A 21,239-nucleotide genomic window follows, 5' to 3' on the forward strand; every position below is an offset into this window, starting at 1 on the left:
CCCCGAAACCCCGCCCCAGGGGCCCGGACGCTCGGGGACCGGACGCTCGGGAGTCCCGAACACGGGCCCGGGCGCTCGGGGCCTCGAACGCTCAACACCCGGACCCCAGAGGCCGGGACCCTGGACGCCCAGGGCCGGACGCTCGGGTCTCGGAACGGCTCGGCACCCGGTCACCCAGGGCCCTGACGCCCGGCCGCCCGGACACCTGGGGGCCTTGGAGCCCGTGGGGCCGGGCGGCCGGGGGCGGGGGCGGAGGGCTGGGAGGCCGAGGCCGGAGGGCCGGGGCCTTGGGCCGCTGACCCCTGGGGCGCGCGGGACGCCCGGGGGCCGGGGCCGGAGGGCCGGGGCCTTGGGCCCCTGACGCCTGGGGCGCGCGGGACGCCCGGTGGCGGGGGCCGGGGTGGCGTCGGCCCTTCGGGGTGGCGTCGGGCCTTCGAGGGGCCCGGACGCGGAGCAGCCCCCGCCCGGGAGGGGCGGGGGCTGCTCGGGGTCGTGGGTCAGGCGGCGTTCTTCGGGTCGCCGTGGCAGCGCTTGTACTTCTTGCCGGACCCGCACGGGCAGGGCGCGTTGCGCTCGACGTTGCCGTAGGCGGCGCGCTCGGCGGCGGTGCTGACCCGGGTGCGCTCGACGTCACCCTGCTCGCCCGGCGCCGTGTACTCCAGCTCGGCCGGACGCTCGGGGCCGCGGAGTCCGCGGGCGATGATGGACCGGGTCTCGGTCATCATCGGGTCCTCGACCTCCTCGACGATGGGGTTCTCCTGAACCTCCACCTCAAGGTTGAACAGGAACCCGACCGAGTCCTCCTTGATGCCTTCGAGCATCGCGGCGAACATCTCGAAGCCCTCGCGCTGATACTCGATCTGCGGGTCCTTCTGCGCGTAGGCCCGCATGCCGATGCCTTCGCGCAGGTAGTCCATCTCGTAGAGGTGCTCGCGCCACTTGCGGTCGAGGACGGAGAGGATGACGCGGCGCTCCAGGTCGCGGGTCGCCTCGGCGCCCCACTCCTCCTCGCGTCTGGCGTACGCCTCCAGCGCGTCGGCCTTGATCCGCTCGCTGATGATGTCGGCGGTGAGCTCCTCGCGGGAGCCGACCTCCTCGACCAGGTCCTCGAGCTTGAGCGAGACCGGGTAGAGGCCGGCGAAGGCCTTCCACAGCTTGTCGAGGTCCCACTCCTCGGCGAAGCCCTCGGCGGTGGCGCCGGCGACGTAGCCGTCGATGACGTCGCCGATGAAGCCGCGCACCTGCTCGTGCAGGTCGGCGCCTTCGAGGACGCGGTGGCGCTCGGCGTAGATGACCTTGCGCTGCCGGTTCATCACTTCGTCGTACTTGAGAACTTCCTTGCGGATCTCGAAGTTCTGCTGCTCGACCTGGTGCTGGGCGGAGGCGATGGCCTTGGAGACGATGCCGGACTCGATCGGCTGGTCGTCGGGGATGTTGAGGCGCGTCATGATCATCTCGACCCGGGCCGAGTTGAACAGGCGCATCAGGTCGTCGCCGAGCGACAGGTAGAAGCGCGACTCGCCGGGGTCGCCCTGGCGGCCGGAGCGGCCGCGGAGCTGGTTGTCGATGCGGCGCGACTCGTGGCGTTCGGTGCCGAGCACGTACAGGCCGCCGAGCGCGCTGACCTCGTCGTGCTCGGCCTTGACCTGGGCCTTGGCCTTCTCCAGCGCCTCGGGCCAGGCCTTCTCGTATTCCTCGGGGGTCTCGAGCGGGTCGAGGCCGCGCTGGCGCAGCTCGGCGTCGGCGCGGAACTCGGGGTTGCCGCCGAGCATGATGTCGGTGCCTCGACCGGCCATGTTGGTGGCGACGGTGACGGCGCCCTTGCGGCCGGCCTCGGCGACGATCGCGGCCTCACGCGCGTGGTTCTTGGCGTTGAGGACCTCGTGCGTGACGCCGCGGCGCTTGAGCGCCTTGGACAGCCGCTCGGACTTCTCGACGGAGGTGGTGCCGACGAGGACGGGCTGGCCGGCCTCGTGGCGCTCCTTGATGTCGTCGACGACCGCGTTGAACTTGGCGTCCTCGGTCTTGTAGACGACGTCCGGCTGGTCCTTGCGGATCATCGGCCGGTTGGTGGGGATGGGCACCACGCCGAGCTTGTACGTCTGGTGGAACTCGTTGGCCTCGGTGACGGCGGTGCCCGTCATGCCGGCGAGCTTGTCGTACAGGCGGAAGTAGTTCTGCAGGGTGACGGTCGCCAGGGTCTGGTTCTCGTCCTTGACCTTGACGCCTTCCTTGGCCTCGATGGCCTGGTGCATGCCCTCGTTGTAGCGGCGGCCGTGCAGGATGCGGCCGGTGAACTCGTCGACGATCAGGACCTCTCCGTCGGAGACGATGTAGTCCTTGTCCTTCTTGAAGAGCTCCTTGGCCTTGAGCGCGTTGTTGAGGAAGCCGACGAGGTGGGTGTGCTCGGGCTTGTAGAGGTTGTCGATGCCGAGCCAGTCCTCGACCTTGGCGACGCCGTCCTCCAGCACGCCGACGGTGCGCTTCTTCTCGTCGACGATGTAGTCGCCGGTGCTCTCCTCGCCGGGGTTCTTGGCCTCGACGCCCTTGCGGAGGCGCGGAACGATCTTGGCGAACTCGGCGTACCACTTGCCGGACTGCTCGCCGGGGCCGGAGATGATCAGCGGCGTACGGGCCTCGTCGATGAGGATGGAGTCGACCTCGTCGACGATCGCGTAGTTGTGGCCGCGCTGGACGCACTCGTCGAGCGACCAGGCCATGTTGTCGCGCAGGTAGTCGAAGCCGAACTCGTTGTTGGTGCCGTACGTGATGTCCGCCTGGTATTGCTTGCGGCGCTCGTCGGGCTGCTGGCCGGAGAGGATCATGCCGACCTCTAGGCCGAGGAAGCGGTAGACGCGCCCCATGTTCTCGGCGCCGACCTTGACCAGGTAGTCGTTGACCGTGATGACGTGCACGCCTTTGCCGGAGATGGCGTTGAGATAGGCGGGCAGAGTACAGGTCAGGGTCTTGCCCTCACCCGTCTTCATCTCGGAGATGTTGCCCATGTGCAGGGCAGCGCCGCCCATGATCTGCACGTCGAAGTGCCGCTGACCGAGCACGCGGCGGGCCGCCTCGCGTACGGTCGCGAACGCTTCGGGAAGCAGATCGTCAAGGGACTCGCCCTCGGCGTAGCGCTGCTTGAACTCGTCCGTCATCGCGCGCAACTCCGCGTCGGACAGGCTCGTGAAGTCGTCCTCGATGGAGTTGACCTGGTCTGCGATCCGCTTGAGCTTGCGCAGAGTCTTGCCCTCGCCGGCACGTAGGATCTTGTCGAGAATGGCTGCCACTTTATGTAAAGCTCCTCGCAGGTCTACCCCGGCGGCGCCGCCAGGAGGAGAGGCCGAGACAAACTTCCCCGGTTGCCATCGTAGGCGGTTCTGCAACCAGACACAGCCACCGTGACGACAAGGGCGCGGACCACGTCTGGGAGAATGGGGGTCAGGCAGAGAGTATGCCGGTTGACAGCCGGTTCGCACCGATTAACGGGATTTCCGGCAAAGGAAGGATTTGTCATGGTTGAGGGGAAGAAGTCGGAGCACACGGAGAACCTCGGCAGCCACGGCGGCCGCGCGTCCTCGTGGCTCGCCGTGACGGTGATGCTCGTGGGCACCATCGTGGGCGGCTTCGGTCTCACCGCCGCCAACTGGCCGATCGTGTGGGTCGGCGTCGGGCTCTTCGTGGTGGGAGGCATCCTCGCCCTGGTGTTCGACATCTTCACCGACGTCGTGATCGACGCCCCCCGGGTGGGCATGCGCGCCGAAGACCACCGCTGACGCCCGAGGCCCCTCCCTCGGGCCGATCCGCCCCCGCACCGGGCATCGAACTTTCTGTCGGTGCCCATCGCTAGCATTCCGGCATGCTTCGCCGTACGGAATCGCCCCGATGACCGCCTTGACCCCCGATGAGGCGCGCCGGCTCATCCTGCGTGCCCAGGGTTTCGTGGGCGCGGACGCGCGCCGGGGCGGGCCGCACGCGATGCTGCGGCGGCTCGGCGCGATCCAGCTCGACACGATCTCGGTGCTCGCCCGCTCCCACGAGCTGGTCGCCTACGCCCGCCTCGGCGCGGTCGGCCGGCAGACCGTCGAGCGGGCCTACTGGCACAATCCCGCCCAGAGCTTCGAATACTGGTGCCATGCCGCGTGCATCCTGCCCATCGAGCACTGGCCGCTGTTCGCGTTCCGCCGCCGCGCCTACCGTGAGCGCCGCTTCCGCTGGCACGAGGTGCCCGACCACGTCGACAAGCTGCTCCAGCAGGCCCGCGACTCCGGCCCGCTGACCACCAGCGACGTCGGCGGCGCCAAGAACGGCGGCCCCTGGTGGGACTGGTCCGAGTCCAAGATCGGCCTGGAGTGGCTGCTCGACATCGGCGAGCTCGTCTGCGCCCGCCGGGTCGGCTGGCGCCGCGTCTACGACGTCGCCGAGCGCGTCGTCCCCGCCGAGCTCCTCGACCAGGACCTCACCGACGAGGAGTGCATCACCCGCCTGGCCGCCGTCGCCGGCCGCTCGCTCGGCGTCGCGACCCGCGGCGACCTGATCGACTTCCTCCGCCTCACGGGCCGCCACAGCGCCATCCTCGACGAGGCCCTGCGCAGCGGCGCCGCCGGCCTGGTCCCCGTACGCGTCGCGGGCTGGCCCGCCGCCCCCAAGGCTGCCGGGTCCCCCAACGCCTGGGCCGACCCCGCCCTCCTGGAGTCCGAGACCCGTGGCCGCCACCGCACCACGCTCGTGTCTCCGTTCGACTCGCTCATCTGGCACCGGGGCCGCACCGAGCGCGTCTTCGGCTTCAACTACCAGCTGGAGCTGTACGTGCCCAAGCACAAGCGGGTGCACGGCTACTTCACCATGCCGGTGCTGGCCGGGGGCCGCCTGATCGGCCGGGTCGACCCGGCCCGCGAAGGCTCCACCCTGGTCGCCCGCCAGCTCAGCCTGGAGCCCGGCCTGACCAGCGCCAAGTGGGTCGACGCGCTGCGCGACGCCCTGTGGTCGGCGGCCGAATGGGTGGGCTGCGACGCCGTCCGCGTCGAGCGCACCGACCCCCCGGAGCTCGCCCCGCTGCTGACGATGACCGGCGGCGCCTGATCGGGGCCGCCGGCGCCCGGAAATGGCCGGTTCCCGAACCGTGGGATAGTCTGGAGGCACCGAGGACATCTCGCGCGTTGGCACCCAGGTCGGCGACGCCCCCGGCGAAGCACCGCGATCGGTCCCGCCCCGCGGGACCGGACAGGGCAGGCGAGCATGACGCCGACGCTCACTTCTCATCCCGCGCCGGACCTCGGCGCACGCCGCCGCCACGACCGTCCCACTCGCTGCGGCAGACCAGGGTTTCACCGGCCCGCCCGCTGAGGGGCCACCACGAAGGCCCGCGCCGTCCTCAGAGCCGGATGGAGCGCATCGCCCGACCGGGCGACGAACCGCTCTCCGGCTCCCGGCAGCTCATCCCATCTCGCATCTCCGAACGGAGACACCATGCAGCTTCTCGACACAACATCGATCAACACGACCCCGATCAACACGGCCCCCATTGCCGGCGTCGGCTCGTCCGCTCCCACCGTCCTGCGCCTGTCCGGTGAGATCGACCTGTTCACCAGCCCGGCGCTGCGCCAGCGCCTGTTCAACGCGCTCGACCACAGCACCGGCGTGCTCGTCCTCGACATGTCCCAGGTGACCTTCTGCGACGCCGGCGGGCTCGCCGTGCTCATCGGCACGCAGAGCCGCGCCAAGGCCCGTGGCATCACGCTCACCCTGACCGGGCTGCGCCCGTTCATGACGCGGCTGCTGCGCGTCTCCGGCCTCTCGGGCCGCTTCCCGATCCTGCCGTGACGGCGGCCGTCAGCGCGGCGACAGCACGAGAACCGCGCCGTCGGCGGTCCGGTCGCCCAGGCGCAGCCGCAGGCCGTTGATCCTGGCGGGCGCGTCCGGCCTTACGGTCAGCGCGCCCACGTCGCGGCACTGGCCGCCGTCGCAGACGCTGCTCAGGCTGACGCCCGTGCCCTGCACGCTCAGCGACCCCGACGACCCGCGCAACTCGATCCGCACCCCGCCGTCGCCCTCTCCGGCGAGGGACGCGACGGTGAGCTGGTCCACGCCGTGCCGCCCGTCCAGGTCGAGGGCGTCCCCGGCCTTCACCACGACCTCGCACTCCCCGTCCCGGCAAGCGGCCAGCTCATGCCCGTCCGCGGCCGTACCGGACAGACTGCGGTTCTCCCCCAGGGAACGGACGGGGCCGCCACCCTGCACGGTGGCACCGGACGACCCCGCCGACTCCGAGGTCGGGGCCGGAGGGTTGGCGGCGGAGCAGCCGGTGAGGGCCACCAGAGCGGCCGCCACAGGAACCACCAGGGCGACCGCAGCGGCCTCCACCACGGCGGCTCGGGCGGGAAGGGCCGGCACGGGCGCAACGGCTCCACAGGCCGAAACCTCGGGCCTGAGGGAAGCGGCGGGGCGGGGGCAGGCGGGCATGGGGCTCCTCGGGCCGGGGCGCGGGTGGAGGGGCCCGGGTCGCGTGCGGCCCTGCCGCCTCCACCGGTGTCGTGCCCGGCCGCCAGGGGGTGCGCCCGCCTGGGGCCCTACTTCCTGCCCGGGTGGAGGCGGCCCGGATGCCTCAGGTGATCTCCAGCATGCGCTCGCGCACCGCGTAGACGACGGCTTCCATGCGCGAGTGCAGCTGCAGTTTGTCCAGGATGTTGCGTACGTGGTTCTTCACGGTGTTCTCAGAGATGAACAGCTGCTTGGCGATCTCGCGGTTGTTCATGCCCTTGGCCACCAGGCGCAGGACTTCCATCTCACGCTCGGTCAGCCGGGGCACCGGGAGCTGGGGCGGCCGTTCGGTCTCCTTGCGGCTCATGTTCGCGAACTCGCTGATGAGCTTGGCCGCCATCGCCGGGTTGATTAACGACTGTCCTTCGTGCACGCCACGCACCGCCGCCGGGACGTCGTTGATCTGGACGTCCTTGAGCAGGTAGCCCGTCGCGCCGGCCTTGATGGCCTCGAAGAGGTCCTCCTCCTCGTCACTGACGGTCAGCATGATGATGCGGGTGCTCGGCACCGAGGCCTTGATGCCCTTGGTGGCCTCGATGCCGTCCTGGCGGGGCATGCGGACGTCCATCAGCGCCACGTCGGGCATGAGACGGTCGGCCAGTTCGACCGCCTCCTGCCCGTCGCTCGCTTCGCCGACCACCTCGATGTCGGGCTCCGCGGCCAGCGCGAGGGCCAGGCTCCGCCGGATCAGCTCGTGGTCGTCCACGATCAGCACGCGGATCGGCTCGCCGTCTGCGGGGCGGGCCTCGCCGGACTCCGTCACGAAGCCTCCCTGATCCGCCTCGCGACCGCTGTGCGCGCGTTTCGCTCGCTCACCTGCGCCTGACTGAGCTCGCTCACGTCTCCTCCTCGTCGGGGGGCCAGAGCCGTCGGACCGCCATGATGACACGGGTCCCGGGTCCTCGGGTGGTCGAGAAGATCTTTCGGCCCGCGATCAGGGTTCTACGAGCCGCAACACGCCGTAGTTGTAGCCGCGCCGGTTGTAGACGACGCACGGCTGGCCGCTCTCCTTGTCACGGAACAGGTAGAAGTCGTGGCCGACCAGCTCCATCTCCAGCAGAGCCTGATCGATGGTCATGGGTTCCGCCTTGTGGAACTTCTCCCTCACGATGAGCGGCCCGTCGCCGTCCATCTCGATGGGGACGATGTCGTCGTACTGCTCGTCGTCGGGCAGCCGGTCTTCCTCGGGCTCGGGTTGCGCGGGGGCGGCAGGCTGCTGCCGCGGTGGGGCGGGCAGGTCGGGCAGCGTCGCGGTGATCTCCGCCACGGAGGGCTGGGCGTGGTTGCCGTGGTGCACCTTGCGCCGGTCGGCGAGGCGCCGGAGGCGGCCTTCCAGCTTGTCCATGGCGAGGTCGAGGGCGGCGAATCGGTCGTCGGCGGAGGCCTCGGCGCGGATGGCGGGCCCTCGCGAGTGAATGGTGAGCTCGACGCGCTCACGCTGGTCGGCGAGGCGCGGGTTGCGCTCCTTCGACACCTCCACATCGACTCGGATGAGTTTGTTGTCCAGACGCTCGATCCTGGCCAGCTTGGTCGTCACGTGGTCGCGGAACCGCTCACTCACTCCTGTGTGCCGGCCCTTGACGATGATGTCCATGCAACAGCCCCCCTTCGGTCTAACGACTGAGAAAGAGCGCCCGACGACGACGTGCTTGCCGGGCGGGGTCTTCTGTCTGCCTCTCTGTCACCGTTACCCTCTTCCGCCGACTCGTCACCGGGAACTCGGGCGGCACCCGCCCGGCCGACCTGGTCTTCGACCCCACATTCGCCTGCTGAGGATTTCGCAGCTCTGTCGCCACTACTGCCCTTCTCTCCTGACGGGGGACATCTGGACCCCCGGGGAGGCAGGACTTACCCCTAAGCCGCACCGTGATCGGTCGACAAAGAGTCGCCTTACGTGGACCGTTTTGCCTGCGGCTGGCATCGGCTAGCAGAGCCGGGACTCCCGGCTCTGCGCAACCACGGACCCGAACGGGTGCCATGTTCAGACGCTATCCGGATCGGCGGCGAATGTCAGCCGGAGGATCGGGCAAAGGATCACTTTCTGTGATTTTCGTACGGTGTTACGGGCGTGACGGATGGCCGGTTAGGGCTCCCGGCAGCCCTTGCGCGTCTGGGACATCGGGCTCCTGAGCTGCCTACCTCGCGCGGAGGGTTACGGACATGTGGCCCCCGGGGCAGGCGGCAGGCTTGGATCTTTCTTTACCGACGGTAATCGTAGTCATTCCGAAACTCTTCGGCGTGTCGCCACGTGAGGCCGGGTAGAACGGCGTGTCGCGCCGACGGTGACGGCGAGCGGCACCCGGAGCCCGGCGGCCCGCAGCGCCCTGGCGGCCTCGGCGAGGGTGGCCCCGGTGGTGACGATGTCGTCCACGAGCAGCACAGGGGCCGCTGGCGGCGTCCCGGCGGCGCGCCGGACACCCAGTGAGGCCGCGAGGTTGGCGGCCCGCTCCGTGGAGCTCAGGCCCGCCTGATCGGCCACCCGCCGGACCTGCCCGAGCCCCGGCCACAGCGTGGCGGCGACTCCGTGGGCCCGCAACTGCCGCACGACGGGCGCGGCGAGCGCCCCGACCACGTCGTGCCCCCGCCCCTTGATCGCCCGCCGCGCGCTCGGCACCGGCACCACCGTGACGGCCGCGTCGCCCGACGCGGTAAGAGCGGTGAGGGCGGTGAAGGCCAGCAGGTCCGCCAGGGCGGCACCCAGGGACGCCTCGCCGCGCTCCTTGCAGGCGACGAGCGCCGTGCGCAGCGCCCCCGTGTACGGGCCCGCCGACCAGCAGGCGGGCAGCCCGGCCGGGACGGGGTCGGGCGTGCGGCGGGCGGGGTCGGCCAGGCGGCCGAGGCAGCCCTCGCACAGCCGCGCCCCGGCGGCGCCGCACCCCAGGCACGGGCGGGGCAGGACGAGATCGAGCCAGGGGCCGACCACAGGACCGAGCACAGGACCGAGCACGCCGCCATGATGCCGGGCGGTGCCGACAACCCGGCCGGGGTCAGCCCAGGGCGAAGATCGGCTTCTCGACGGCGGTGGCGGGCTTGGGCGCCCAGGTCTGCTTGTCGCGCCCGTACTCCAGGATCTCGTTGCCGTCCTCGGTGGTGGCCAGGATGACGTCGCCCTGGGCGGCGAGGTGTTCGAGGGGCTTGCTGGTCGTGGGGAGCTGGAGGGTCTCGCCGTCGCCCACGTTGATCTCCTTGACGACCTGCCCGGCCTTGGTGCGCACGAGGACGAGCAGGTGCTCGCCGTCGCTCCAGGCGATGTCGCGGATCTCGTCCTCGCCCTCGGCCGAGATGAGCGTCTGGAAGTTGCTCAGCATCGCGCCCGCGCCGCCGCCGGCCAGCGCGCCGACCTGGACCTGCTTCTTGCCGACGAGCACGGCGACCCGTACGCCGTCGCGCGACATCCGCAGCGAGGTGACGTCGAGCCCCTGGAGTGCGGGGGCGGCGACGTGCTCGGGGCCGCGGCTGACGGACGGGTAGGAGCGCAGCACGCTGCCGCTCTGCTGGTCGTACGTCCACAGGGAGCCGTCGCGGTGCCAGGACGGGTCGGTCAGCTTCTCGCCGGGGATGGACTGCTGCCAGCGGCCGTCGGCGGCGTGCCGGGTGACCCAGATGCCGCCCTCGGTGGAGCGGGCGGCGACGCGGTCGCGGTCCTTGGACACGGCGAACCCGGAGTAGGTCTCCCCCGGCTGCCCGGCGGGCCCGGCGAGCGGGCGGCCCTCGCCGTCGTTGCCGAGCAGGTGGACGGCGCCCTTGCTGGTGTAGAAGACCTGCCGGTCCTCGACCGCCAGCCAGCGCTCGGGCAGGTTGGCGGGCACGATGAGCGGCCCGGTGGAGAAGAACGGCTCGCCCTCGACCTGGATCTCCAGGCTGCGGCCGTTGGCCAGGCCGTTGACGCTGAGGCTGGCCCTGAGCTGGGCCTCCAGGCCCTCGCGGAAGGTGTCGGAGGGCCGGAACGGGCCGGCCAGGTTGATGATCACGCGGTCCTCGCTGGACCTGATCGACAGCACCCGCGCCCCGGCGGGGAACTCGTTGCCGACCGCGCCCTGCAACGCGCTGGTGGGGCCCTGGATGACGCGTTCGACGACGGTCTCGGCGAAGCTCTCCGTCGCCTTGATGCGCAGCCGTACGCGGTCGGCCACGAGCCGGTCGGGCTCGTGCGTGCCGGCGGCGGTGCCGTTGAGGTAGTAGAGGTTCGTCGGCCGGTACGCGCGCCGCACGTCGGCGTCGGTGAGCAGGAGGCCCTGGGGCAGCAGGTTGACCCGGTAGTCGCCGTTGCGGTCCTTGACCAGGGTGATCGCCCGGCTGACCTTGTTGTCGTCGGCGGGGTCGACGGGCACGTACGTGTCGTCCTCGTTGATCTGGGCGATCTTGGTGCCGAGGATCGTGACGATGGTCTCCTTCTTCTCCTTGTTCTCGACGACGTCGTCGAAGCGGAAGCCGTTGTCGATCACCGTCACGGGCCCGTCGGCCTTCCAGACCCGCCTGGCCTCCTCGGTCAGGTACTTGGGCAGGATGCCGGGGTCGTCGGCATAGGCGGCCATGGCGGCCTGGAGGCCCTCGACGACCTGCTGGGCGCTCCAGCCGCGCTGGGGCTCGACGGCGACGAGGCGCTGGAAGGGCACGGTCACGGAGTCGCCACTGCCCGCCTCCTCGATGGGGAACGGCCCGCCCACGGGGATGACGGCGCAGCCCGACAGGGCCAGCACCGCGGCGGCGGCCGCGGCGCACAGCCGGTTAGCTCTCGCCATGCGCGCCCCCGTCGCCGGTCGCGGGCAGCAGCACGGGGGTCATCTGGCCCCGCCAGGTGCGGCGCATCTCGATCTCGGGCGGCACGAGCGGCAGCGGTGAGCCCTTGAGGTCGATCCCGGCGCGGCGCGGCAGCGTGAGCCGGAACTGCGAGCCCTCGCCCGGCTGTCCCCACGCCTGGAGCCAGCCGCCGTGCAGCGTGGCGTCCTCGCGGGAGATGGCCAGGCCGAGCCCGGTGCCGCCGATGGTCCTGGCCCGGGACGGGTCGGCCCGCCAGAAGCGGTCGAACACCAGCGTGTCCTCGCCGCCCTTCAGCCCGATGCCGTGGTCGCGCACGGCGACGGCCACCGCGTCGCGGTCGGCGCCGACGGTGACGACGATGTCGCGGCCCTCTCCGTGCTCGATGGCGTTGAACAGCAGGTTGCGCAGGATGCGCTCGACCCGGCGGTTGTCGATCTCGGCCATGCACGGCTCGTTGGGCAGCCGCAGCTCGAAGCGGGTGCTGTGGCGTTCGGCGAGCGCCTCGGAGTCGGCGATGGCGCGCAGCACCACGTCGCGCAGGTCGACGGAGTCGAGGTCGAGGGTGGCGGCGCCGGCGTCGTAGCGGCTGATCTCCAGCAGGTCGGCGAGCATCGACTCGAAGCGTTCGAGCTGGGCCTGCATGAGCTCGGCCGAGCGCGAGGCCATCGGCTCGAAGTCCTCGCGGGCGTCGTACAGCAGGTCGGCGGCCATCCGGACGGTGGTCAGCGGGGTGCGCAGCTCGTGCGAGACGTCGGAGACGAACTGCCGCTGGACCTGCGAGAGCTCCTCAAGCTGGTGGATCTTGAGCGCCAGGTTGGCGGCCATCTCGTTGAACGAGGTCGCCAGCCGGGCCAGGTCGTCCTCGCCGCGCACCTTGAGCCGCTCGTCGAGCTTGCCGGCGGCCAGCCGCTCGGCGGCCTGGCGGGCCAGCCGGACCGGGCTGACGACCTGCCGGGTGACCAGGTACGCGATCGCGGCCAGCAGCAGCACCAGCCCGAAGCCGACCACGACGATGGCCAGCCGGACGTTGGACAGCATCTGCTCTTCGTCGGTGAACGGGAAGAAGTGGTAGACCTCGTAGCCGCCGTAGGCGCTGATGACGGCGCCGATGACGAGCGTCTGGCGGGGCTGGGTCTCGCCGGCGAACTGGATGCGGTCGGTGAAGCGCTGCGGAGTGTCGATGAACTTCTCCACCTGCCGCTGCAGCTTCTGGCGCAGCGCCGGGGGCACGTCGGCGGGCGTGACGTTGCCGGAGGCGCGTGACTGGCCGGGCTCGGCGACGTTGAGGATCAGCACCTCGTAGCGCTTCTTCGAGCCGTCGCCGCCGGAGCCGATGATGGCGTCCATCACCTCGTCGAGCGGGTCGGGCGGCACGGTCTTGCCGGCTTCGGCGGGCTTGGACTGGTCGTCCTCGTGCCGGCTGAGCGCGTCGGCGATGCGCAGCCGGTCGGCCGAGGCGTCGCTGGCGGCCGACTGCTGGCGGCGTTCGATCACCGAGTTGTTGATCTGGTCCGACAGGAACGTGCCGAGCACCACCACCACGATCACCGAGATGACGAGCGTGCTGGTGACGACCTGGAGCTGCAGGGAGCGGCGCCAGATCCGCCGCGCCCTGCCCGCCGCACGCCTGGCCCGCCGGCGGACTCCGCCGAGGATCTGGCGGAGTGTCCGGCGGCGCGTGCGCCTGGTCGTCGTCGGGGGCATGGCGGGGGCGTCAGGGCAGGTCAGGCGGGGCCGGCTTTGTAGCCGACGCCGCGAACCGTCACCACGATCTCGGGGTGCTCGGGGTCCTTCTCGATCTTGGCCCGGAGCCGCTGCACGTGCACGTTGACCAGCCGCGTGTCGGCGGCGTGGCGGTAGCCCCAGACCTGCTCCAGCAGGACCTCGCGGGTGAAGACCTGGCGCGGCTTGCGGGCCAGGGCGACCAGCAGGTCGAACTCCAGCGGGGTCAGGTTGATGGTCTCGTCGCCGCGCTTGACCGAGTGGCCGGCCACGTCGATGGTGATGTCGCCGATCTGGAGGATCTCCGGCGTCGGCTCGTCGGTGCGGCGCAGCCGCGCGCGGACCCGGGCCACCAGTTCCTTCGGCTTGAACGGCTTGACGATGTAGTCGTCGGCGCCGGACTCCAGGCCGAGCACTACGTCGATCGTGTCGCTCTTGGCGGTGAGCATGACGATCGGCACCCCGGACTCCGCCCTGATCCTGCGCGCGACGTCGATGCCGTCGGCGCCGGGCAGCATCAGGTCGAGCAGGACGAGGTCAGGGCGCGTGTCGCGGAACGCGTCCAGCGCCTTGTCGCCGTCGCTGACAAAGGATGGTTCGAAGCCCTCACCGCGCAACACGATGCCCAGCATCTCGGCGAGAGCGGCATCGTCGTCGACGACCAGCACGCGACCTTTCATGGCCCCTCATTCGTTCTACGCATTCTGGGACATATCAGCACGATCGCTGAAGGTTACCCTTGGTCGGCTCATGTGTGGGACATGACACCGGTTAAGGCGATGTTTCAAGCTCGCCCCCGCGACCGCAATCTCAGTCTGCGGTAACGGAGCGTCCTTCGGCCATCCCTGCGCGATATCCGTGGCACGAATCGACGCCCCGACACCACCGACCCGCCCAGCATGCCAGGATTGGGATATGTCAGACGGTCACGGTCCCACTCCCGAGACGCCCCGAGGCTGGGCCGCGGAGCAGCCCCCGCCCTACGGCGCGCCTCCGGCTTCTCCGTGGACCGCCCCCGGACAGCAACAGATCCCTCCGCCTCCCGGCACCCCGTTCCCGCCGCCTCCCCAAGGTTACGGTCAGGCGCCCTACGCCCCTTACGGGCCCCACCCGCAGGCGATGCGCCCCGGCATCATCCCGCTGCGCCCGCTGCGCCTGGGCGACCTCTACGACGGCACGATCAAGCTGATCAGGTCCAACCCCAAGGCGGTGCTCGGCCTGTCGGCGATCGGCGCGCTGGTGGGCTCGGTGCCGCTGGCCGTGGGCCAGGCGATCATGCTCGAGAGCATGGGCGCGGCCATCCAGGACCCGCGGTCGGTGACCGACCCCGCCGACATCACCGGCGGCTTCGTCGGCCAGTACGGCGGCACGATCGTCTCCTACCTGGTCAGCTTCATCGTCGTCACCGTGCTGACCGGCGTGCTCACCCGCATCCTCGGCCGGGCCGTCTTCGGCGGCAAGATGACCGCCGGAGAGGCCTGGCAGGCGACCAGGAGCCGGATGCCCGCCCTGTTCGGCGTGGTCGGCCTGATGACCCTGATCATGCTCGCGCCGCTGGCGCTGATCGTGCTCCTGGTCGTGGCGCTCGTCGCCGGCGGCTTCGGCGGCACGCCCGAGTCGGCCGGCGGCCTCATCCTGCTCTTCCTGCTGCTGCTCCTGCTCTACCTCGGCTACGCGCTGTTCTTCCGCACCCGCTTCGCCTTCGCGCCGGCCGCCGTGGTGCTGGAGGGCCGGGGCCCGGTCGAGGCGATGCGGCGCTCGTGGGGCCTGGTGACCGGCGACTTCTGGCGAGTCTTCGGCATCCTGCTGCTCACCTCGTTCGTGGTCGGCATGGTGGCGACGGTGCTCAACATCCCGTTCACCCTGGTCGGCACCGTGCTCGGCATGCTCGGCGGCGGCGGGGTGTGGACCGTCGTGGCCGCCGCCGTGCTGATCGCCGTCGGCGCCACCGTCGGCGCCATGATCACCTACCCGTTCGAGGCGGGCGTGGCCGGCCTGCTCTACGCCGACCGGCGGATGCGCGCCGAGGCGTTCGACCTCGTGCTGCAGACGGCCGCGATCGAGCAGCAGCGCCAGGGCTGGGTGCACGACTCCGCCGACGACCTCTGGCACCCGTCCCACTCCGCCAGGCCGTGAGCCCGGTCGGCCGGGAGGAGGCCGCCGGGGAGGCGGCGCGCGAGCTCCTCGATCCGCAGTACGCCGACGAGCCGCTGCTCGACCGGCTCTACCGCTACTTCACGCAGTTCGTCGGCGACCTGATGGACGCGGCAGCGGGCGGCGGCTCGGCCGGCGGCGTCATCGCGGCCGTGCTGATCGGCCTGATCCTGGTCGCGGTGGCCGCGCTGGTCGCCTACCACCTGCGCCGCACCAGCAGGCGCAACGCGCAGGCCCCCGGCGCGCTGTTCGGCGAACGGGCGCTCACCGCCGCCGAGCACCGCACGGCCGCGGAGCGGCTGGCCGCCGAGGGCGAGTGGACCGCCGCCATCCAGGAGCGCCTGCGCGCCATCGCCCGTGACCTGGAGGAGCGGGCGCTGGTCGACGGCATGCCCGGCCGCACGGCCGACGAGCTCGCGGCCGAGGCCGGCCGGGCCATGCCCGCCTTCGCCGGCGAGCTGGCCGCGGCGGCGCGTTCCTTCGACGACGTCACCTACGGCGGCGTCCCGGGCGTCCGGGAGACCTACGACACGATGACCAGCCTCGACGAGCGGCTGCGCGCCGCCCGCCCGGTGCCGCTGGGCGGCCTGTCATGACCGCGCAGGCGGTGGAGTCGCGCCCCACCACGCCCACCGCGAAGGCCCGGTGGCGCGGCGGGCGCTGGATCGCGCTGCTCGGGGCGCTCATCGTGCTCGTCGCCGCCGGCACCGTCCTGCTCGGCCCCGAGCAGGAGGCCGCCCGGCCGCTCGACCCCGCCGACACGTCGCTGCAGGGCTCCAAGGCCCTGGCCGAGCTGCTGCGCCGGCGCGGCGTCACCGTCGACCGGGTCGACTCCGTCGAGGCCGCCGCAGCCCTGGGCGGCGACCGCACGCTGGTCGTCACCGACCGCCTGCGCACGTCCCCGGACGACCTCGCCGCCATCGGGGGCGACCGCCTGATCGTCGGCGACCCGTTCGGGGCGGCGGAGATGGCCGGCGTGAACCCGGTCGGCGCGGCCAGGCAGCGCTCGCGCGAGCCCGAGTGCTCGCTGCCGGCCGCCGTGGCCGCGGGCAGCGTCCACCTCGGCGGCATCGCCTACTCCGCCCCGCGCGGCACCACCGGCTGCTACCCGGCGGGCGACGGCTGGACGCTGATCAGCTTCCCCAACGGCAGCGGCACCACCACGGTCGTCGGCAGCGGCGAGTTCATGACCAACCAGCGCCTGGCCGAGGACGGCAACGCCGCCCTGGCGCTCAACCTGCTCGCCACCGGCAAGCCCGTCACCTGGCTGGTCCCCCCGGACGACCCCGGCACGGGCGACCTGGCCGGGCCCGAGGGCGACTCGGTGTACGACCTGATGCCGCCGAGCATCCCGTGGGCCGTGCTGATGGCCTGCCTCACGGTGCTGGTGGTCGCGTTCTGGCGGGGCAGGCGGCTCGGCCCGGTCGTGACCGAGCGGCTGCCCGTGGTGGTGCGCGCGTCGGAGACGGTCGAGGGCCGCGGGCGCCTCTACCGCGCCAGGCGGGCCAGGGCCAGGGCCGCCGACTCGCTGCGTGCGGGCACGATCGACCGGCTGACGCCCCGGCTCGGGCTGGCCTCGGGGGCCGGGCCGCAGGAGGTCGTCGCCGCGCTGGCCGTACGGACCGGGCTGGACGCGCGGGAGGTCGGCGGCGCGCTGTACGGGCCGCCGCCCACCGGCGACGCGGAGCTGGTCGCGCTGGCCGGATACTTGGATTCCATCGAAAGGAAGGTCCGTGAACTTTGAGGAGACCGCCCGCGTGACCGGTTCCGCGGACTCGGCCAGGGAGGCGCTGGGGGCGCTGCGCGCCGAGGTGTCCAAGGCCGTGGTCGGGCAGGACGCGGTGGTGACCGGGATGGTCATCGCGCTGCTGTGCCGGGGGCACGTGCTGCTGGAAGGCGTGCCGGGCGTGGCCAAGACGCTCATGGTGCGCACGCTGTCTGCGGCGCTGTCGCTGGACTTCAAGCGGGTGCAGTTCACGCCGGACCTGATGCCGGGCGACGTGACCGGTTCGCTGATCTACGACACGAAGACGGCGGAGTTCGAGTTCCGCGAGGGGCCGGTGTTCACGAACCTGCTGCTCGCCGACGAGATCAACCGCACGCCGCCCAAGACGCAGGCGGCGCTGCTGGAGGCGATGGAGGAGCGCCAGGTGAGCGTGGAGGGCACGGCCCGGCTGCTGCCCGACCCGTTCGTGGTGTGCGCGACGCAGAACCCGGTCGAGTACGAGGGCACCTACCAGCTTCCCGAGGCGCAGCTCGACCGGTTCCTGGTGAAGCTGACGGTGCCGCTGCCGCCGCGCGAGCAGGAGATCGCGGTGCTGGAGCGGCACGCGCTCGGCTTCGACCCGCGCGACCTGTCGCACGTCAAGCCGGTGGCGACGGCGGCCGACCTGGCGGCGGGCCGCGAGGCGGTCTCGGCCGTGCACGTGGCGCCCGAGGTGCTCGGCTACATCGTCGACGTGGCCCGCGCCACCCGTAACTCGCCGTCGCTGCAGCTCGGCGTCTCGCCGCGTGGCGCGACCGCGCTGCTGGCGGCCTCGCGGGCGTGGGCGTGGCTGTCGGGGCGCGCGTACGTGACGCCCGACGACGTCAAGGCGCTGGCCAGGCCCGCGCTGCGGCACCGCGTGCAGCTCCGGCCCGAGGCCGAGCTGGAGGGCGCGACCGCCGACGGCCTGCTCGACGGCATCCTGGCGTCGGTGCCGGTCCCGCGCTGATGGCTCTCACGGGGCGCGCCGGCCTGCTCGCGGCGCTCGGGATCGTGGCGGTGCTGCTGGCGCCGTCGCCGGGGCCCGCCGTGGCCGGGGTGTGCCTGCTGCTGGCCGCCGCGATCGTCGCGGACCTGGCGCTGGCGGGCGCGGTGCGTCCGCTGCGCCTGCACCGTTCGGGCGAGCGGCTGGTACGGCTGGGCGCGCGGGCCACGGTCGAGCTGGTCGTGGAGAACCCGGGCCGCAGGCGGGTGCGCGGCGTGCTGCGTGACGCCTGGCCGCCCTCCGCCGGGGCGACGCCGCGCGTGCTCAAGCTGGACGTGCCGCCGGGCGAGCGGCGCAGGCTCGTCGTGACGCTCGACCCGGCCAGGCGCGGTGACCGCGAGTCGGTCTCGGTGACCGTGCGCTCGCTCGGCCCCCTCGGGCTGGCCGCCCGGCAGGCCAGTCACAGCTCGCCCTGGTCGGTGCGGGTGCTGCCGCCGTTCCTGTCGCGCAAGCACCTGCCGTCGCGCCTGGCCAGGCTGCGCGAGCTCGACGGCCGGCACCCGGCGCTGGTGCGCGGGCAGGGCACCGAGTTCGACTCGCTGCGCGAGTACGTGGTGGGCGACGACGTGCGCTCGATCGACTGGCGGGCCACCGCGCGCCGCCACGACGTGGTCGTGCGCACCTGGCGTCCCGAACGCGACCGCCGCGTGCTGATCGTGCTCGACACCGGCCGCACCTCTGCCGGCCGCGTGGGCGAGGCGCCGATCCCGCTGGCCGGAGCCGCCACCGAGGGCGGCGGCCTGCTGGCGCGGCCCGACCCGCGCCCGGTGCCCGGCTGGCCGCGCCTCGACTGGTCGATGGACGCCGCGCTGCTCCTGGCCGCGCTCGCCGCCCGGGCCGGTGACCAGGTGGACTTCCTGGCCTACGACCGGGCGGTGCGCTCCTGGGTGACCGGCGCGTCCCGCACCGAGCTGCTGTCGTCGCTGGTCAACGCGATGGCGCCGATCGAGGCCGAGCTCATCGAGGCCGACTCGCAGGGCATGGTGGCCGCGATCCTGGCGCGGGCCAAGCGCCGCTGCCTGGTGGTGCTGCTCACCGACCTCAACTCGGCCGCGCTGGACGAGGGGCTGATGCCGGTGCTGCCGCAGCTCTCCTCGCGCCACCTGGTGCTGGTGGCCGGCGTCTCCGACCCACTGGTCGCCGCCATGGCCGGCCGGCGCGGCACCGCCGAGGAGGCGTACGACGCGGCGGCGGCCGAGCGCGCCCTGCTCGAACGGCGCCGCATCACGGCCCGGCTGCGCCGCCACGGCGTCGAGGTGGTCGACGCGCTGCCCGACGACATCGCCCCGGCCCTGGCCGACCACTACCTCGCGCTGAAGGCCGCCGGACGCCTGTAGGAGGAGGTCAGGCGCTCGGGGCCACGTCCGGGGCCCGTTCGAGGTCGCCCGTCTCGCCCTCGCGGGCCGCCCGCCTGCCGAAGAAGATCACGTACGCGAGGAAGACGAGCTCGGCGAGCACCCCGATGCCCACGCGGGCGGCGGTCGGCAGCCCGGACGGGGTGACGAACGCCTCGATCAGCCCCGACACGAACAGCACCGCCACCAGGCCGAGCGCCACCGCCATCACGGCGCGGCCCTGCTCGGCCATGACCTCGGCCCGCCTGCGGTGGCCCGGGTCGATGACGGCCCAGCCCAGCCGCATGCCGGCCGCCGCCGCGAGGAACACCGCGGTCAGCTCCAGCAGGCCGTGCGGGGTGATCAGGCCGAAGAAGATGTCCAGCTTGTCGCGCGAGGCCATGAGGCCGCCGGAGATCGCGACGTTGGCCGCGTTCTGGAACAGCACCAGCGGGATCGGGATGCCGAGGAAGATCGCGTACACGATGACCTGGAGCGACACCCACGCGTTGTTGATCCACACGCGGCTGGCGAACGACGCGGCCGGGTGCTCCGAGTAGTAGTCGGCGAAGTCGTGCTCGACGAGCTGCGTGATCTCCTCCGGGGAGGCGATCGCGGCCTGCACGTCGGGGTTGGCCGCCACCCAGGCGCCGATCACCCACGAGACCGCCAGGAACGCCAGCGACGTGCCCAGCCACCACCAGCGCGTCCGGTAGGCGACCACCGGGAACGACACGGTGAAGAAGCGGACCAGCTCCCGCCAGGCCGGGGTGCGGGTGCCCGTGACGGCCGAGCGCGCCCGCGCCACCAGCGCCGACAGCCGCCCGGCCAGCATCGCGTCGGGCGTGGACGAGCGGACGATCGACAGGTGGGTCGACACCCGCTGGTAGAGGTCCACCAGTTCGTCGACCTCCGCCCCTGTCAGCGAGGAGCGGCGCTTGATCAGCTGATCGAGCCGCTCCCAGACCGGGCGGTGCGCGGTGACGAAGGCGTCGATGTCCACCCGACCATTGTGGCTGGTCTGTCGGCTGCCCATTGCCGTTAGGCTCCACATATGTCGGAGGTTGTGACCGGTGACGCCGTCGTCCTCGAAGTGCGGGTGGCGCAGATGCCCTCGCGGTTCCTGGCGCTGCTCATCGACATGCTCGTCCAGGTCACCGTGCTGGTCGTCGCGTTCGTGCTGCTGGAGGCGTTCGCGATCGTCTCCGACCCGGCGATGTTCGGCGCCGTGGCGATCGCGATGCTGGTGCTGGTCCTGGTCGGCTATCCGGTGATCTTCGAGACCGTCAGCCGGGGCCGCAGCCTGGGCAAGCTGGCGCTCGGGCTGCGCGTGGTGAGCGACGACGGCAGCCCCGAGCGGTTCCGGCAGGCGCTGTTCCGCGGGCTGGCGGGCGTGATGGAGTTCTGGATGTTCTCCGGCGCCCCGGCGCTGATCACCTCGCTGATCTCGCAGCGGGGCAAGCGGCTGGGCGATCTGTTCGCGGGCACCATCGTGATCTCCGAGCGCGGGCCGCGCGACGCGAGCCAGGCCATCGTCATGCCGCCGCCGCTGGCCGCGTGGGCGGCCTCCCTGGAGCTGTCGCAGCTCCCCGTGGAGGTGGCCGCCGCCGCCCGGCAGTACCTGATGCGCTGGCACGAGCTGTCGCCGCAGGTGCAGCACGAGATGGGGGTGCGGATCGCGACCCAGACGGCCGCGTACGTCTCACCGGCGGCGCCGGCGGGCGTCCCGCCGCACGCCTACCTCAGCGCCGTCCTGGCCGAGCGCCGCCGCCGCGACCAGGCCCGGCTCGCCCAGCGTCTCGGCCCCCAGAGCCCGCCGGTCCCGGCATGGCAGCCCGGTACGGCCCCGTACGCGCCGTTCCCGCCCGCCGGGCCCCCGGCCCCTCCGACGGGCCCGCCCGCGCCCTACCCACCCCCAGCGGGCGCCGGAGAGCCGTCCGGGAGCACCCCGGGCGGGTTCGTCCCGCCCCAATAGGCACGC

At 72.2% G+C, this 21,239-nt stretch carries 18 protein-coding genes; 9 read left to right on the forward strand and 9 right to left on the reverse strand.

The window, feature by feature from the left end; translation table 11 throughout:
• Window positions 1-497 precede the first annotated feature (497 nt).
• Window positions 498-3,287: a preprotein translocase subunit SecA gene (gene secA / locus ACBI99_RS11545; protein ID WP_375072280.1), complete on the reverse strand. Its 2,790-nt coding sequence runs from the start codon at window positions 3,285-3,287 to the stop codon at window positions 498-500.
• A 225-nt stretch (window positions 3,288-3,512) separates the two neighbouring features.
• Here secA and ACBI99_RS11550 point away from each other — a divergent pair, with 225 nt between their 5' ends.
• The 3 genes from ACBI99_RS11550 to ACBI99_RS11560 all read left to right on the forward strand — a co-directional run bounded on the left by ACBI99_RS11550 (window position 3,513) and on the right by ACBI99_RS11560 (window position 5,820).
• Window positions 3,513-3,773, forward strand: a complete 261-nt coding sequence (locus ACBI99_RS11550; protein ID WP_219499584.1) for an HGxxPAAW family protein — start codon at window positions 3,513-3,515, stop codon at window positions 3,771-3,773.
• A gap of 109 nt (window positions 3,774-3,882) precedes the next feature.
• On the forward strand, window positions 3,883-5,079 hold the full coding sequence (locus ACBI99_RS11555) for a winged helix-turn-helix domain-containing protein (RefSeq protein WP_219499599.1): 1,197 nt from the start codon (window positions 3,883-3,885) through the stop codon (window positions 5,077-5,079).
• 387 nt (window positions 5,080-5,466) lie between these two features.
• Entirely contained in the window at window positions 5,467-5,820 is a 354-nt protein-coding gene (locus tag ACBI99_RS11560) for an STAS domain-containing protein (RefSeq protein WP_375072281.1), read from the forward strand.
• Window positions 5,821-5,829: 9 nt separating this feature from the next.
• On the opposite strand, the gene ACBI99_RS11565 is transcribed toward ACBI99_RS11560, so the two are convergent.
• The 7 genes from ACBI99_RS11565 to mtrA all read right to left on the reverse strand — a co-directional run bounded on the left by ACBI99_RS11565 (window position 5,830) and on the right by mtrA (window position 13,700).
• A complete protein-coding gene (locus tag ACBI99_RS11565; RefSeq protein WP_375072282.1) occupies window positions 5,830-6,390 on the reverse strand; it encodes a hypothetical protein in 561 nt (186 codons plus the stop codon).
• Between the two features lie 211 nt (window positions 6,391-6,601).
• Window positions 6,602-7,300, reverse strand: coding sequence for a response regulator transcription factor (locus ACBI99_RS11570; protein WP_219499605.1), 699 nt, complete (start codon window positions 7,298-7,300; stop codon window positions 6,602-6,604).
• Between the two features lie 171 nt (window positions 7,301-7,471).
• Window positions 7,472-8,131 carry a ribosome hibernation-promoting factor, HPF/YfiA family gene (hpf, locus tag ACBI99_RS11575; RefSeq protein ID WP_219499608.1) on the reverse strand — a complete coding sequence of 220 codons (660 nt, stop codon included), beginning with the start codon at window positions 8,129-8,131 and terminating at the stop codon, window positions 7,472-7,474.
• 624 nt (window positions 8,132-8,755) lie between these two features.
• Complete coding sequence (locus tag ACBI99_RS11580) at window positions 8,756-9,484, reverse strand: ComF family protein (protein ID WP_375072283.1); 729 nt, start codon at window positions 9,482-9,484, stop codon at window positions 8,756-8,758.
• 40 nt (window positions 9,485-9,524) lie between these two features.
• Window positions 9,525-11,279, reverse strand: coding sequence for an LpqB family beta-propeller domain-containing protein (locus ACBI99_RS11585; RefSeq protein WP_219499613.1), 1,755 nt, complete (start codon window positions 11,277-11,279; stop codon window positions 9,525-9,527).
• A complete protein-coding gene (gene mtrB, locus ACBI99_RS11590) occupies window positions 11,266-13,002 on the reverse strand; it encodes an MtrAB system histidine kinase MtrB (protein WP_219499615.1) in 1,737 nt (578 codons plus the stop codon). The genes ACBI99_RS11585 and mtrB overlap by 14 nt, the downstream gene beginning before the upstream one ends.
• Window positions 13,003-13,022: 20 nt before the next feature.
• On the reverse strand, window positions 13,023-13,700 hold the full coding sequence (gene mtrA / locus ACBI99_RS11595) for an MtrAB system response regulator MtrA (RefSeq protein ID WP_090763607.1): 678 nt from the start codon (window positions 13,698-13,700) through the stop codon (window positions 13,023-13,025).
• Window positions 13,701-14,139: 439 nt separating this feature from the next.
• Between mtrA and ACBI99_RS11600 the strand changes: the two genes are divergently transcribed.
• The 5 genes from ACBI99_RS11600 to ACBI99_RS11620 are packed head-to-tail and all read left to right on the forward strand — an operon-like array spanning window position 14,140 to window position 19,261.
• Complete coding sequence (locus ACBI99_RS11600; RefSeq protein ID WP_219499616.1) at window positions 14,140-15,156, forward strand: hypothetical protein; 1,017 nt, start codon at window positions 14,140-14,142, stop codon at window positions 15,154-15,156.
• Window positions 15,153-15,770 (forward strand): DUF4129 domain-containing protein, encoded by a 618-nt coding sequence (locus ACBI99_RS11605; RefSeq protein WP_219499618.1) that lies wholly within the window; start codon window positions 15,153-15,155, stop codon window positions 15,768-15,770. The genes ACBI99_RS11600 and ACBI99_RS11605 overlap by 4 nt, the downstream gene beginning before the upstream one ends.
• Window positions 15,767-16,918 (forward strand): DUF4350 domain-containing protein, encoded by a 1,152-nt coding sequence (locus tag ACBI99_RS11610; RefSeq protein ID WP_357584029.1) that lies wholly within the window; start codon window positions 15,767-15,769, stop codon window positions 16,916-16,918. The genes ACBI99_RS11605 and ACBI99_RS11610 overlap by 4 nt, the downstream gene beginning before the upstream one ends.
• A gap of 13 nt (window positions 16,919-16,931) precedes the next feature.
• Window positions 16,932-17,888, forward strand: coding sequence for an AAA family ATPase (locus tag ACBI99_RS11615; protein WP_375072284.1), 957 nt, complete (start codon window positions 16,932-16,934; stop codon window positions 17,886-17,888).
• Entirely contained in the window at window positions 17,888-19,261 is a 1,374-nt protein-coding gene (locus ACBI99_RS11620) for a DUF58 domain-containing protein (protein ID WP_219499625.1), read from the forward strand. The genes ACBI99_RS11615 and ACBI99_RS11620 overlap by 1 nt, the downstream gene beginning before the upstream one ends.
• Before the next feature lie 7 nt (window positions 19,262-19,268).
• On the opposite strand, the gene ACBI99_RS11625 is transcribed toward ACBI99_RS11620, so the two are convergent.
• Window positions 19,269-20,261: a stage II sporulation protein M gene (locus tag ACBI99_RS11625; protein ID WP_357584033.1), complete on the reverse strand. Its 993-nt coding sequence runs from the start codon at window positions 20,259-20,261 to the stop codon at window positions 19,269-19,271.
• A gap of 51 nt (window positions 20,262-20,312) precedes the next feature.
• Between ACBI99_RS11625 and ACBI99_RS11630 the strand changes: the two genes are divergently transcribed.
• Window positions 20,313-21,233 (forward strand): RDD family protein, encoded by a 921-nt coding sequence (locus ACBI99_RS11630; protein WP_219499629.1) that lies wholly within the window; start codon window positions 20,313-20,315, stop codon window positions 21,231-21,233.
• Window positions 21,234-21,239 lie beyond the last annotated feature (6 nt).

Origin of the sequence: Nonomuraea sp. ATR24 (assembly GCF_041950485.1) — a bacterium.
GTDB classification, from domain to species: Bacteria; Actinomycetota; Actinomycetes; order Streptosporangiales; family Streptosporangiaceae; genus Nonomuraea; species Nonomuraea ceibae.

Coding starts and splice junctions, on each gene's coding strand:
- ACBI99_RS11550 (WP_219499584.1), top strand. CDS start 3,513: ATGGTTGAGGGGAAGAAGTCGGAGCACACGGAGAACCTCGGCAGCCAC.
- ACBI99_RS11555 (WP_219499599.1), top strand. CDS start 3,883: ATGACCGCCTTGACCCCCGATGAGGCGCGCCGGCTCATCCTGCGTGCC.
- ACBI99_RS11560 (WP_375072281.1), top strand. CDS start 5,467: ATGCAGCTTCTCGACACAACATCGATCAACACGACCCCGATCAACACG.
- hpf (WP_219499608.1), bottom strand. CDS start 8,131: ATGGACATCATCGTCAAGGGCCGGCACACAGGAGTGAGTGAGCGGTTC.
- ACBI99_RS11585 (WP_219499613.1), bottom strand. CDS start 11,279: ATGGCGAGAGCTAACCGGCTGTGCGCCGCGGCCGCCGCCGCGGTGCTG.
- mtrB (WP_219499615.1), bottom strand. CDS start 13,002: ATGCCCCCGACGACGACCAGGCGCACGCGCCGCCGGACACTCCGCCAG.
- mtrA (WP_090763607.1), bottom strand. CDS start 13,700: ATGAAAGGTCGCGTGCTGGTCGTCGACGACGATGCCGCTCTCGCCGAG.
- ACBI99_RS11600 (WP_219499616.1), top strand. CDS start 14,140: ATGCGCCCCGGCATCATCCCGCTGCGCCCGCTGCGCCTGGGCGACCTC.
- ACBI99_RS11610 (WP_357584029.1), top strand. CDS start 15,767: ATGACCGCGCAGGCGGTGGAGTCGCGCCCCACCACGCCCACCGCGAAG.
- ACBI99_RS11620 (WP_219499625.1), top strand. CDS start 17,888: ATGGCTCTCACGGGGCGCGCCGGCCTGCTCGCGGCGCTCGGGATCGTG.
- ACBI99_RS11630 (WP_219499629.1), top strand. CDS start 20,313: ATGTCGGAGGTTGTGACCGGTGACGCCGTCGTCCTCGAAGTGCGGGTG.